Genomic DNA, 12846 nt, shown 5'->3' on the forward strand with positions numbered 1-12846 from the left:
AGAGACCTCACTTCGAAAAGGACTCCCTGCTCCGGGAATCCGCGCTTGCCGCATCCGTTCCGGACCGGCCTGGTCGTCACCCGGGGCACCCCACCGCGGTTGGAGGGTTGCCGGCCAGCAAACCGGGGTTTCGCGCTGGCACTCGTGACCTGGTTAAGAGCGTAGGACATGGGGCAGGAAGGTTCGAAGCCGGCACAAATGTTAAGCACTTTGTTACGCCTGCTGAAAAGTGCTGCTTTGGCCGAAGAAACGACGGCGGGCGCCCCCCTTTTGGGGGGGCCCCCCCCCGTTCTTTTGTGTAGGGGCCTCGAGGAAGGCGGGCCGGGCGGGGGGTGGGCCGCGGGGGACCCCCGGGGGGCGGAAGGGGGTGGGGGGGGGGGGGGTGGGCGCCGACGGGCCCGCCCCGCCCTCGCCTCCTTTTATAACCCCCGAGCCCCCAGACCACGCACGGAACTGTCGTGCGGGATGTGGGAGTCGATGGGCGTGCCGACGCGCTCGTAGTAGGCCTCGGCGCCGCCGGGCGTCATCCAGTTGAGGAAGCGCGTGTAGTGGCTGGCCATGCGGTAGGCGTGGGGCGTGTTGGGCGGGGGGACCCCGGAGTCACCGGGGGGGAGGGTACGGCGTTGCCGGGGGGGGGGTGCGGGCGGCGAGCACCCAGCGGGTTGCCGCGGGACCCCGTGTCGTGGTGGTAAGCGGGGACAGGGGGGCGGAGAGTGCGAAAGCGCAGACAAATTGTTTCTGCTTTTTGTCACCCTTTAAAAAAGCTTGCGTTGGGCCGAAAAACGCGGGGGGGGGCTCCTTTTTGGGGGGCCCCCCGCCGCTGATTCTTCGGTGAAGGACCCTAGGGAAGGTCGTCCAGGTCGGGGTTCAGCCTGCGGAGCACCTCGGAGTGCAGGATGGAGTTGGTGGCCAGTGCGTTGCCGCCGAACGGCCCGTCCTCTCCTTCGAGGGAGGTGAAGCGGCCACCCGCTTCAACGACGATCGGCACGAGTGCCGCCATGTCGTAAAGGTTGAGCTCGGGTTCGCAGGCGATGTCCACGGCGCCTTCAGCCACCATGCAGTAGGACCAGAAATCGCCGAAAGCCCGGGTCCGCCACACGTCCTCGGTGAGGCCCAGGAAGTTGTCCAGGTTCCCGCGTTCCTTCCACCCGCCCAGGCTGGAATAGGACAGCGAAGCGTCCGAAAGGTTGGCGACATTCGAGACGCGGAGCCGGGTGGCAGCAGCCAGCGAACGTCCCATGTAGGCGCCCATGCCCTTGGCCGCCCACCAGCGCTTGCCCAGGGCGGGAGCGCTCACCACTCCAACAACCGGCTCGCCTTCATCCACCAGGGCGATCAGGGTGGCCCAGACGGGGACCCCGCGGACGAAGTTCTTGGTGCCGTCAATGGGATCGATGATCCAGCGGCGGGACCCGTGGCCGGTGCTGCCGAACTCTTCGCCGAGCACGGCGTCACGCGGACGGGAACGGGACAACTGCCCTCGGATGGCTTCTTCCGCCGCCTTGTCCGCGTCGGTGACCGGCGTCAGGTCGGGCTTGGTCTCCACCTGGAGGTCCTGGGCCTTGAAGCGGCTCATGGTCTGGTCATCCACGGAATCTGCCAGGACGTGCGCCAGGCGCAGGTCATCGTTATAGCTTGAAGCGGGTTGGATCATGGTTCCAAACTACCGTCTGCGCGCGGTTCTGCTGGGAGATCGGCGCCGTCAGTTGACGCTGCCCAGTTCCTTCGCCTCCTGCGCCTCCAGCCGCGGGTCCGTGCCCAGGAGGCGCCGCAGAGATGCCAGCCGGGCTTCTCCGGTGGCACCGGCGTGGCCGCCGCCCACCCAGGCGTCCAGGCCGCAGTTCACAGCGGTGGCGGTGTGCTTGCACCCGCGTTCGCAATCCTCGATGCCGGGGGAGAGGTCCGGGAAGGAACGCAGGATCCGGTCCGGGTCCACGTGGGCCAGGCCGAAGGTGCGGATGCCCGGGGTGTCGATGATCCAGCTGCCGGCGGGTGCGTCCGCCAGCCTCAGGGCCAGCGCCGACGACGACGTGTGGCGGCCCCGACCTGTCACCGCATTAACCCCGCCGGTGGCACGCTCTGCACCGGTCAGTGCGTTCACCATGGTCGACTTGCCGACGCCTGAATGCCCCAGCATGACTGTCACTTTTCCATCCAGGTAACCGCGGAGTTCCGCGACAGCCCCGCTGTCCAGGCGTGCGGACAGTCCGTCGTCCGAGCGGGCATCGATCCCCGAGGCGCTGGAGTCGGCCGTCCGGCTGATGATCACGGGGAAGTCGAGGTGGGTGTAGTTGGACAACAGCTCCGCTGGATCCTTGACATCCGCCTTGGTGACCAACAGGATCGGCTCGATCCCGGCGTCGTACGCCGCCACCAGGGCACGGTCGATGAAGCCGGTGCGGGGCTCGGGGTTGGCAGCCGCCACCACAATGACGAGCTGGTCCGCGTTGGCCACCACGGCGCGTTCCACGGGATCGGTGTCGTCCGCACTGCGGCGCAGGAGGGTCCTGCGGTCCTGGATCTTGACCAGCCGGGCCAAGGTGTCCGGTTCGCCGGAGACATCGCCTACGAGGGAGACGAAATCGCCCGCCACCACCGGGTTGCGGCGCAGCTCCCGTGCCCTCGCTGCAATGACTACGCGTTCGTTGCCGGAGTCCTCACCCACCACGGCCGTATACCTGCCGCGGTCAACGGTGATAATGCGTCCCGTGACGGCATCATCATGGCTGGGCCGATCCTTGGTGCGGGGACGCGAGCCCTTCTTGCTGGGCCGGATGCGGACATCCGATTCGTCCCAGGAATCAGTGCTCCGGGCCACCGGTTGAACCTCCCGTGCCGGTACTGGACGGGCCCGCCTGGGCAAGCATGGCTGCCCACAGCCGGGGAAAGTCGGGCATGGTTTTGGCAGTCGTGGCGATGTCCTCCACCTGCACGCCCTCCACTGCCAGGCCGAGGATGGCTCCGGCCGTGGCCATGCGATGGTCGGCATAACTGCGGACGACGCCGGCGTGTAGCCTGGCGGGCCGGATCACCAGGCCGTCGCTGGTTTCCTCGGCATCACCGCCAAGGCGGTTGATCTCGGTGACCAGTGCAGCCAGCCTGTCGGTTTCGTGCCCGCGAAGGTGCGCAATGCCGCTGAGCCGGGAGGGGCCGCTGGCCAGGGCACACAATGCGGCGACCGTCGGCGCCAGCTCACTCGTGTCCGCGAAGTCCCCGCCCTTGATCTCCGCTCCGCCCGTTACGGTCAGGACACCGTCGCGCAGGGTAACCTCTGCGCCCATCTCGGCAAGAATGCTCCGCCAGAGATCGCCCACCTGCTGTGTCTGTTCGGGCCAGCCGGGAATCCGCACCGTTCCGCCGGAAGCCAGGGCCGCGGCAAGGAACGGACCGGCATTGGACAGGTCCTGCTCAATCCGCTGGTCGAAGGCCTGGATGGGTCCAGGGGCAACAACCCAGTGGTTGGGAACCGAATCGTCAACTACAACCCCGGCCCCCCGCAGGACAGCGACGGTCATATTGATGTGGTCCAGGCTCGGTACAGGTTTTCCTACATGCTCAAGGTGCAGGCCCTCGGTGAACCGTGCCCCCACGAGGAGAAGGGCCGAAACGAACTGTGAGGAGGCGCTGGCATCGATGACCAGGTGGCCGCCCCGAACTTCTCCGGTACCCTCCACTGCAAACGGCAGCGACGACGGCGTGCCGCCGCCTTCAGCGGAAACGGCCACTCCCAGCGCCTTGAGCGCTTCGATGATGGTTCCCATGGGCCGCTTCCGGGCATGCGGGTCGCCGTCGAACAGGCTGGCACCGTTCCGCAGCGCCGCCAGCGGCGGAACGAACCGCATCACCGTGCCGGCAAGGCCGCAGTCGATCCTGGTGGAAGCCGATGCGGCATTAGCCGGCAGCGGCAGAACCTCCAGGTCCGGCCCGAATGCTCCGTCGCCCGGCACCTCGGTGATGGTGGCGCCCAACTGCCGGAGCGCGTCAATCATCAGTGCGGAATCCCTGGAGTGCAGCGGCGCGCGCAGGCGCGACGGGCCGTTGGCCAGGGCGGCAAGGACCAGGTACCGGTTGGTCAGCGACTTTGAACCGGGCACCGTGATGGTGGCATCCACCGGGCGGGAGGCGAAGGGTGCAGGCCAGTGGGGGAGGGACGTTCCGGAGTTGTCCTGGGCGGTGGAGGGCGCGGCGGTCATGTCCTGCTTATGCCCCCGTGGCCTGTTCAACGGCGCGGCGGACCACCTTATCGGCTTTGGAGAGCTTCTTGTTGGTGGTCTTCCTGGCATCCGCGGCAAGGTGGGCGGCACCCTTCCGCGCGTCGGCGGCGAGGTGCTCTGCGCGCCACGCCAGTCCCGGTTTGCCTGCCGTGTCAACGGAAGCGAGCAGGGCCCCGCCGCTCAATGAAAGGTTCTTGAGCAGCTGGTTGCGGCGGTTCCCGCGGCCTTCCTTGCTGCTGATGTCCGCGCTGCGCCACTCGACAAAGGTGTTGAGAAGGGAGATGACGGTCAGCACAGTGGCTGAAAGCCGGGAAAACTTCCCGAGCCCAAAGAGGACGCCCGCGCCCACCTGCGTGCCACCGATAACCCGTGCCAGCGTCTTTTCGTCGGTACGGAACGGCAGCGCCGCCGTTGCCTTGCTCAGCAGGGGTGACAACTGTTGGGCGGTGTCATCGGCGTTCTTGAGCTTATCCATTCCGGCAAAAACAAAACTGGAAGCCAGCATGGGCCGTGCGAGTGTGCGGACAAAGGACATGGATTTCCTCCTGGATGGACGAACCGCGTCGGGTGCGGCGAAGTCGGTTCTAGTCTTGCACTTTTGGGGAATATTTGCCCAAGGCCAGGGGTTATGGATGCTGGGTCCGCGAGAGCCGGGCCCGAACCACAAAGCACCGGACAACAGAGCGGAGTTGGCCCTTGAGGCGGGTGTTGGACGGAATTGAAGCGGCAGGCCCGGTGGCAATGGACTCGTTGGAGGACGAACCCCCCGAGTACGGCTCGCCGCGTGCGCGGAGCCTGACAGTAGACTTGAAGGCAATGAGCACCTTGGATCCGGCCGTTTCGGCCATGTATGAGGCTTCCCAAAGCGAAGCCAAGAGCAGCGCTGACGCACGGCACGAGCCGGCGGAGGCGACGGCAGAATCCGTGCAGCCCAACGCGGAAACCACCGAAGAGGTGGTTGAGCTTTCCACGGAATCCGCCGAGGAGCGCCGAGTCCGCTTTGAGCGTGACGCGATGCAGTATGTCGATCAGCTTTACTCGGCTGCGATGCGCATGGCCCGGAACCCGGCTGACGCGGAGGACCTCGTCCAGGAGGCCTACACCAAGGCCTTTTCCGCGTTTCACCAGTACAAGCCCGGCACAAACCTCAAGGCCTGGCTCTACCGGATCCTGACGAACACCTATATCAATCTGTACCGCAAACGGCAGCGCGAGCCGCTCCAGTCCAACTCTGACACCATCGAGGACTGGCAGTTGGCGCGGGCTGAGTCACACACCTCCATCGGGCTCCGCTCCGCTGAGGCAGAGGCGCTGGATCACCTGCCCGATTCGGACGTCAAGCGCGCGCTCCAGGACATCCCCGAAGAGTTCCGCCTCGCGGTCTACTTCGCGGACGTGGAGGGCTTCGCGTACAAGGAAATTTCAGACATCATGAACACGCCCATCGGCACTGTGATGTCCCGGCTCCACCGCGGCCGGAGAATGTTGCGGGACATGCTCGGGGAGTACGCCGCCGAGCGGGGATTCAAAACGGCCGCAGGTCCGCAGGACGCGGCGGAAAGCACACAACAGGAGAACAGGAAATGAGCGACTGCCAGGGATTGGGCGACTGCGACGACACCCGGATGCAACGCATCTACGAGTATCTGGACGGAGCCTTGACCCGTAAGGACATCACGGAAATAAAGACCCACCTTGATGACTGCCCCGAATGCACGGAGCAGTACGACCTTGAGTGCGTCATCCGAAACATGGTCAAGCGTTCCTGCACTGAGGCTGCTCCCGAGAACCTCAAGAACGCCATCCTGGACCGGATCCATTCGATCCGCCCGGTGGACGCCTAGCCCAGGTCGGCTGTCCAGCAGCCGGGCAGGGCGACGATCCCGCCAATAAGTACAAAGGACCCCGGAAGCCGAGTGGCTTCCGGGGTCCTTTGCTGTGAACCGTAGTACCTGGCATTGTGCCTAGGTGTTGGGGCGCTTCCCGTGGTTCGCGCCGCCACGCTTACGGTCACGACGCTTGCGTGCACGCTTGCTCATAGCTGGCCTCCTTACTGTTGGTACTCAAAAGAGCTGCCCTCAAGTCTCCCACATGATGCGGCGCCCCGCGAACCGGCAACCACCGCGTGACCTGCGGTTCGATGTGCGGCCCTGGCGCGGAGCTACTTTTCGAGGAGGGAATTCCGGACGGCAATGCGGGCCTGCTCCAGCACCGTCCTGAGCGTTTCCAGGACCACGGGATTGAGTGGCTCCTTGCCGGCCTGAAGGCGCAGTTCGGTCCGGAGGTCATCACGGAAGGACTGGAGCATCATCTCGGCGTCCTTCAGGGAGCGTTTGCCCTCGGGGGCCGGCCTTCCAGTGGAGACCGTGAAATCGACCGAACCGGCGGCGGCACGGGCGGCCTCCGCCGTCGCTGCAAGGTCAGCCCGCAGCCCGCGCATATTGCTGCGGATGTCCTCGCGGAGGTTGTCTGCCAGTCGCCGTACGGAGGCGGAAATCTCTTTTTCAACTGCTGCCAGTTCTTCCCGGCGCAGGTTCAGCTCCGCCAGTCCGGCAGGCGTGATGCGGTAGTTGGTGCGGCGCCCGGCCGATTCCGTGGCGACCAACCCCTCCTCCTCGAGTTTCCCCAACCGTGGGTAGATGGTGCCCGCACTGGGGGAGTAGGTGCCGCCGAACCGTTCCTTGAGCGCCTTGATGAGCTCGTAGCCATGCTTCGGGCCGGACTCCAGCAGGGACAAAAGGTAGAGCCGCAGGGCACCGTGGGCAAAGACGGCCGGCATCAGGGCCGTTCTTCCGCGTTCCCGGACGATCCGCTGTGGAAGATGGACGTTGTTCCTGACACGGAATTGGTCCTGACGAGCATGAGTTTGGCGTCCGGACCGGCGATCGTTTCCACTTTGCCGCCGGGCACGTGGTACTTCTGCTGGTCGATCACCACTGTTCCACTGGCCGATTTGGCCACGATATCCACGCCGACGTCGTGGGGGATCCGGATGGTGAGGTCTCCCGATACTGAATTTGCCCCGAAATCCTGAGTGTAGCCCAGCAGGTCGAAACTCATGCCGCCGCTGACCGTGTTGGCCCGGATATGGCTGAAGTTGCCGGACGCCGTCACCTCGCCGGATACGGTCTTGGCAGTAAGGACGCCGCTGTGATCGCGGGCGCTCACCTCACCACTGACGGTGTTGACGTGCAGTTCGCCGTCCGTGCCGTCGGACATGACAGAGCCGGAAACAGTGTTCAGGCGCGTGCGGCCCGCCATCCCTGAAACGAGGCCGTCACCGCTGACGGTGCCTGCCTCAACTTCAACCGTCGCCGGAACCGCAATGCTGATGACTGCGTAATTCTCACTGTTGTGGCTGACCGTTCCCATGAGGTTCTTGAACCAGCCCTGCGGGCCATGCAGCTGGTGACGGACCTCCAGCCGGCCGTCCTCCAGCGAAACCGCCACGGGGTCGCCCTGGACCTCGGAAATTTCTATCCGGGTGACTGGCTCGTGATGCGCCACGACGTCGAAACGACCCCGCACCATGCCCAGCTTCAGGGACGTTACAGAGTCGACGTCGATGGTCTGGGCGCTTGTGACATCCCAGTTTTGCTCAGCCATTGGTCCTCCAAGACGATATATCGCGTGATGGAACCAACGTACTGCCAGCGTAGGCAGAGGTCAAGATATATCGTGAATTGCTCCTACTCCGGGACGGCCATGCCCAGCCACTGGAACCAGCCACGGTGCAGTACCAGCCAGGCCATGAGCCCGTATCCGGCCTGTCCGGGCGTACCGCCATTTGCGGCCAGGTCCTGGCGCCACTGTTCGTGGTTCAGGAGGGGAGAGAAAGTGTCAACATAAAGATGTTTGCGGCGCGTGGTGACGTCAGCGAAAGCCGTGTTCAACTCGTCGAGCCGGCGGTTCTGCGCAGGGTCCAGGGTGGGTGGCGGTCCCACTACAAAGACCCCCAGACGGTTCTGGGACGCAGAGTCCAGGATGTTGGCCAGATTGAGCCGGCTGCGGGCGGTGGAAAGTCCGAACTCGATATCCCGGCCGGACAGGCCTATCACCAAGCGGTTCTCGGCCTGGTCGCTGAACCGCCGGCCGGCCTCGTCCATCCAGCGCGCGGCCAGGCCTTCCGTTCCTTCCTGCGGACAGGGGAGGGCATAGCTTTCCAGGAGCATGCCATCCTGGGGAGTGCGGGCCAACACGCGGCCCAGCCAGCCGAGCGCCCGGGGATCACCGAGTCCAGCCAGCAGTTCATCTCCTACAGCTGCGATACGCAGCTTCCTGTCTTCCACACGTTCCTCTTAACTTCGGTGCTGGCTCTGCCCGTCGCCACCCGGACCACTTAGGGGGATCGGGCCGGCGCTGTCCATCCCATTAAACAGAACTGCCCGGCCGGAGTCTGGTATTTCGACGTCCGGCCGGGCAGCCTTACTGGTTACTTCCGCGCAAATGCCTGCTTCAGCAGGGCATCCTGCTCCGCGGCGTGGCGCTTCATGGAGCCGGCAGCCGTGGAGGCCGAGGCAGGCCGCGACACCAGGCGGACCCTGCGATCCAGGGCGTCCGGAAGGTTCAGGCCAATGAACGGCCACGGTCCCTGGTTGGCTGGTTCGTCCTGCGCCCAGACAACCTCGGCGTTGGGGTACTTGGCCAGCTCGGCAGCGATTTCCGCGTGCGGCAGCGGGTAAAGCTGCTCCACCCGGACAATCGCGGTCGTCTTGTCATCAGTCTTCTGCCGGGTGGACAGGAGATCGTAGTACAGGCGGCCGGAGACCAGCAGAACGCGTTCGACGGCGTCTGCGGCCAGCTGCTCATGGTCACCAATGACAGGCCGGAACCCGCCGTTGGTGAAGTCCTCCACTGAAGATGCGGCGGCCTTGAGGCGGAGCAGCTGCTTGGGCGTAAAGATGATCAGCGGCTTCCGCGGGCGGCTGTACGCCTGGCGGCGCAGCAGGTGGAAGTGCGAGGCCGCAGTGGTGGGGTTGGCCACGATCATGTTCTCTTCGGCACACAGCTGCAGGAAGCGCTCGATCCTTGCTGACGAGTGGTCCGGGCCCTGGCCCTCGTAGCCGTGCGGAAGCATCAGCACCAGTGAGGAGCGCTGGCCCCACTTCTGCTCGGCGGAGGAGATGAACTCGTCAATGATGGTCTGCGCACCGTTGACGAAGTCGCCGAACTGGGCTTCCCACAGGACGAGGGCATCGGGGCGTTCCACCGAGTAGCCGTACTCGAAGCCCATGGCCGCGTATTCGGACAGCAGTGAATCGTAGATCCACAGCTTGGCCTGGTCATCGGAGAGGTTGCCCAGCGGCAGCCATTCCTTGCCGTTGGCGCGGTCGTGGAAGACGGCGTGGCGCTGTACGAACGTGCCGCGGCGCGAGTCCTGGCCCGCCAGGCGAACCGGCACGCCTTCCATGATGAGGGAGCCAAAGGCTGCGATCTCGCCGAAGCCCCAGTCGATGCCGCCTTCGCGGGACATCTGTTCGCGCTTCTCCAGCAGCTGCTTCAGCTTCGCGTGGATGGTGAAGCCCTCCGGAGCCTCCAGGTGCGCCTTGCCGATCCGGGCCAGGGTATCCGCGGAGATGGCGGTGGACACGGGGGAATTCGTGCTGGAATCGGACTGCTGGGCGATGGGCCGTTCAATGTCCGACACAGCTGCCGAATCCGCGGTGATGATCGGAATCGGGGAGGTCTGCGCTGCGTGGGTCTCGGCGAAGACCCGCTCCAGCCGCTCCTGGTAGTCGCGGAGCAACTGCTCGGCTTCTTCCTCGGTGATGTCACCACGGCCGATGAGCGATTCAGTGTAGAGCTTGCGGACTGAACGCTTGGCTTCGATCAGGTTGTACATCAGCGGCTGGGTCATCGAGGGGTCGTCGCCCTCGTTGTGCCCGCGCCGGCGGTAGCAAACCATGTCGATCACAACGTCCTTGTGGAACCGCTGGCGGAACTCGTAGGCGAGCTGGCCGATGCGGACCACAGCCTCGGGATCATCGCCATTCACGTGGAACACCGGTGCCTGGATCATCTTGGCGACGTCGGTGGAGTACGTGGAGGACCGGGACGATGAGGGGGCAGTGGTGAAGCCCACCTGGTTGTTGACCACGATGTGGATGGTTCCACCGGTGCGGTAGCCGCGGAGCTGGGACAGGTTGAGTGTTTCGGCAACCACGCCCTGGCCTGCGAACGCAGCATCGCCGTGGACGACGATGGGCAGGACCGGGAACGACTCGCCCTGGTCCAGGCGGTCCTGCTTGGCGCGGACGATGCCCTCGAGGACCGGGTCGACTGCTTCCAGGTGGGACGGGTTGGCGGCCAGGTAAACCTTGGTCTCCTTGCCGTTGTCCGAGGTGAACGTTCCCTCAGTGCCGAGGTGGTACTTGACGTCGCCGGAGCCCTGGACGGAGCGGGGATCCTGGGTGCCCTCGAATTCGCGGAAAACCTGAGCGTAGGTCTTGCCGGCAATGTTGGTGAGCACGTTCAGGCGGCCGCGGTGGGCCATGCCGATGGCTACCTCGTCCAGGCCGTCATCGGCGGCGTCGGACATGATGGCGTCAAGCAGCGGAATCAGGGACTCGCCGCCTTCGAGGGAGAACCGCTTCTGGCCTACGAACTTAGTCTGCAGGAAGGTCTCAAACGCCTCCGCTGCGTTCAGCTTGGAGACGATGCGCAGCTGCTCTTCACGGCTGGGCTTTGAGTACGGGTGCTCCAGCTGGTCCTGGAACCACTTGCGCTCGGCAGGCTCCTGGATGTGCATGTACTCAATGCCCGTGGTGCGGCAGTAGGCGTCACGGAGGACGCCCAGGATGTCGCGGAACTTGAGCATGGGCTTGCCGCCGAAGCCACCGGTGGGCCATTCGCGGTCCAGGTCCCAGAGCGTCAGGCCGTATGTGAGGACGTCGAGGTCCGGGTGCTTGCGCTGGACGTATTCGAGGGGATCGGTGTCCGCCATCAGGTGTCCGCGGACGCGGTAGGAGTGGATCAGCTGCTGGATCCGGGCAACCTTGTTGATTTCGTCTGCCGGGTCCACCTGCTTGTCCGCGCTCCAGCGTACGGGCTCGTACGGGATGCGCAGGGACTCGAAGATCTCGTCATAGAAGTTCTGCGCGCCGAGCAGGAGCTGGTGGACCAGCTTCAGGAACTCACCGCTGCCTGCGCCCTGGATCACGCGGTGATCGTAGGTGGAGGTCAGCGTGAGGACCTTGCTGATGGCGTTCTGGGCGATGATCTTCTCGCTGGCACCCTGGAACTCGGCGGGGTAGTCGAGTGCGCCGACGCCGATGATGGCTGCCTGCCCTTTGGAAAGGCGCGGCACGGAGTGCACAGTGCCGATGCCGCCCGGGTTGGTCAGGGAGACCGTGGTGCCCTGGTGGTCCTCAGCGGTCAGCTTGCCGTTGCGGGCACGCTTGATGAGGTCCTCGTAGGTGTGCCAGAACTCGGAGAAGTTGAGGGTCTCGGCCTTTTTGATGTTCGGCACCATCAGCAGGCGGGTTCCGTCGGGCTTCGGCATGTCGATGGCGATGCCGAAGTTGACGTGTGCCGGCTGGACGGCGACTGGCTTGCCGTCCACTTCGTCGTAGTACACGTTCATGGAAGGGAACTGGGAGAGCGCGCGGATGACCGCGTAGCCGATGAGGTGCGTGAAGGAGACCTTGCCGCCGCGTGCGCGGGCGAGGTTGGAGTTGATGACAACGCGGTTGTCGATCAGCAGCTTGGCAGGGATGGCCCGGACGCTGGTGGCGGTGGGTACCTGGAGGCTGGTGACCATGTTGGTGGCAATGGCCTTTGCCGGTCCGCGAAGGACGGAAACAACGTCCTCTTCAGGAGCCGTAGGGGCCTTGACGTTCTTGGGCAGCTGCGCCGGGATGGGCTGCGAGCCCGTGCCGGACTCGGTCTTCTTCGAACCGTCGCGGGCCACGGTGGCAGGAGCCTTCTTCACCGGTGCGGGCGCAGAAGCAGCGGATGCCGCAGAGGCAGGCGGTGCCGCCGGAGCGGGAGGGGCTGCTGCCGGCGGCGCTGCCGGTGCCGCAGGAGCTGTATTCACAACCGGCATCTCCCTGGTTGCAGGGTGGGCAGCGGCATGCCCCGAGTTTCCGTTGGAAGAAGAACTGCCGGCCGAGCCGAAGGATTCAAACAGCGGCCACCATTTGGCGTCGACAGCGTTCTTGTCCTTTTGGTACTGCTCGTACAGTTCGTCAACGAGCCACTCGTTTCCGCCAAATTCCTCTGGTAGACGGTGGCTAGGCTGCTCTGGCACTTGAAATACGCCTCTTCCATGAGTTTGATTTCTCTCCGGCCCACGGTGCTTCAGCACTACGTTTCAACCGGTCTCTGCGTCCTCTGAACCCAGACCAATGCCAGTCTAGTAAGCATCGTGTGGTAACTGCCAATAAGGGTGACCCAAATCATGAAGTGACGCGAAACGGCCCGAATATGGCGTCCTGGCGTGAGGGGAAATAAGGGTTTTGCGGCGCCTGCCGGCCGCCCCGGGGGCCGCGGCGGGAGTCGCGGCGGGACAGTCCGGCTCCTGTAGACTGAAATTCTTATGGACAGTAAATCTAGGTGCCGGCCTGGGGGCTGTCAGCGGAGCGCAAAGAGCGCCGCACAGTCCACCCGCAGAGCCGGCAAACCCCGAACACGC

11 protein-coding genes and 1 riboswitch are annotated in these 12846 nt (G+C 64.9%); of the genes, 2 read left to right on the top strand and 9 right to left on the bottom strand.

Features of this window, described 5'->3' with window-relative positions; all coding sequences use genetic code 11:
* Positions 1-36: 36 nt before the first annotated feature.
* Positions 37-150, bottom strand: a riboswitch (SAM riboswitch).
* A gap of 691 nt (positions 151-841) precedes the next feature.
* The 4 genes from hisN to M8J71_RS14500 are packed head-to-tail and all read right to left on the bottom strand — an operon-like array spanning position 842 to position 4749.
* Complete coding sequence (gene hisN / locus M8J71_RS14485; protein ID WP_256248540.1) at positions 842-1654, bottom strand: histidinol-phosphatase; 813 nt, start codon at positions 1652-1654, stop codon at positions 842-844.
* Between the two features lie 48 nt (positions 1655-1702).
* The gene (rsgA, locus tag M8J71_RS14490) at positions 1703-2818 is read right to left on the bottom strand and encodes a ribosome small subunit-dependent GTPase A (RefSeq protein ID WP_256248541.1); all 1116 of its coding nucleotides are present in this window, start codon (positions 2816-2818) and stop codon (positions 1703-1705) included.
* On the bottom strand, positions 2802-4193 hold the full coding sequence (gene aroA / locus M8J71_RS14495; RefSeq protein WP_256248542.1) for a 3-phosphoshikimate 1-carboxyvinyltransferase: 1392 nt from the start codon (positions 4191-4193) through the stop codon (positions 2802-2804). The genes rsgA and aroA overlap by 17 nt, the downstream gene beginning before the upstream one ends.
* A 7-nt stretch (positions 4194-4200) precedes the next feature.
* On the bottom strand, positions 4201-4749 hold the full coding sequence (locus tag M8J71_RS14500; protein ID WP_256248543.1) for a DoxX family protein: 549 nt from the start codon (positions 4747-4749) through the stop codon (positions 4201-4203).
* Positions 4750-5030: 281 nt separating this feature from the next.
* Between M8J71_RS14500 and M8J71_RS14505 the strand changes: the two genes are divergently transcribed.
* Together M8J71_RS14505 and rsrA are read left to right on the top strand one after the other, a co-directional pair.
* The gene (locus tag M8J71_RS14505) at positions 5031-5801 is read left to right on the top strand and encodes a sigma-70 family RNA polymerase sigma factor (RefSeq protein ID WP_256248544.1); all 771 of its coding nucleotides are present in this window, start codon (positions 5031-5033) and stop codon (positions 5799-5801) included.
* Complete coding sequence (gene rsrA, locus M8J71_RS14510) at positions 5798-6058, top strand: mycothiol system anti-sigma-R factor (RefSeq protein WP_256248545.1); 261 nt, start codon at positions 5798-5800, stop codon at positions 6056-6058. The genes M8J71_RS14505 and rsrA overlap by 4 nt, the downstream gene beginning before the upstream one ends.
* A gap of 120 nt (positions 6059-6178) precedes the next feature.
* On the opposite strand, the gene M8J71_RS23655 is transcribed toward rsrA, so the two are convergent.
* From M8J71_RS23655 to M8J71_RS14530, 5 genes are all read right to left on the bottom strand, one after another.
* On the bottom strand, positions 6179-6253 hold the full coding sequence (locus M8J71_RS23655; RefSeq protein ID WP_369299106.1) for a 50S ribosomal protein bL37: 75 nt from the start codon (positions 6251-6253) through the stop codon (positions 6179-6181).
* 122 nt (positions 6254-6375) lie between these two features.
* Positions 6376-6993: a PadR family transcriptional regulator gene (locus tag M8J71_RS14515; protein WP_256248546.1), complete on the bottom strand. Its 618-nt coding sequence runs from the start codon at positions 6991-6993 to the stop codon at positions 6376-6378.
* On the bottom strand, positions 6993-7820 hold the full coding sequence (locus tag M8J71_RS14520) for a DUF4097 family beta strand repeat-containing protein (RefSeq protein WP_256248547.1): 828 nt from the start codon (positions 7818-7820) through the stop codon (positions 6993-6995). The genes M8J71_RS14515 and M8J71_RS14520 overlap by 1 nt, the downstream gene beginning before the upstream one ends.
* Positions 7821-7903: 83 nt before the next feature.
* A complete protein-coding gene (locus tag M8J71_RS14525) occupies positions 7904-8503 on the bottom strand; it encodes a GDSL-type esterase/lipase family protein (RefSeq protein WP_163162431.1) in 600 nt (199 codons plus the stop codon).
* Between the two features lie 143 nt (positions 8504-8646).
* Entirely contained in the window at positions 8647-12462 is a 3816-nt protein-coding gene (locus M8J71_RS14530) for a multifunctional oxoglutarate decarboxylase/oxoglutarate dehydrogenase thiamine pyrophosphate-binding subunit/dihydrolipoyllysine-residue succinyltransferase subunit (protein ID WP_256248548.1), read from the bottom strand.
* Between the last annotated feature and the right edge of the window lie 384 nt (positions 12463-12846).

Source organism: Pseudarthrobacter sp. R1 (assembly GCF_024494415.1).
GTDB lineage: Bacteria > Actinomycetota > Actinomycetes > Actinomycetales > Micrococcaceae > Arthrobacter.

Coding starts and splice junctions, on each gene's coding strand:
- hisN (WP_256248540.1), bottom strand. CDS start 1,654: ATGATCCAACCCGCTTCAAGCTATAACGATGACCTGCGCCTGGCGCAC.
- aroA (WP_256248542.1), bottom strand. CDS start 4,193: ATGACCGCCGCGCCCTCCACCGCCCAGGACAACTCCGGAACGTCCCTC.
- M8J71_RS14500 (WP_256248543.1), bottom strand. CDS start 4,749: ATGTCCTTTGTCCGCACACTCGCACGGCCCATGCTGGCTTCCAGTTTT.
- M8J71_RS14505 (WP_256248544.1), top strand. CDS start 5,031: ATGAGCACCTTGGATCCGGCCGTTTCGGCCATGTATGAGGCTTCCCAA.
- rsrA (WP_256248545.1), top strand. CDS start 5,798: ATGAGCGACTGCCAGGGATTGGGCGACTGCGACGACACCCGGATGCAA.
- M8J71_RS14515 (WP_256248546.1), bottom strand. CDS start 6,993: ATGCCGGCCGTCTTTGCCCACGGTGCCCTGCGGCTCTACCTTTTGTCC.
- M8J71_RS14520 (WP_256248547.1), bottom strand. CDS start 7,820: ATGGCTGAGCAAAACTGGGATGTCACAAGCGCCCAGACCATCGACGTC.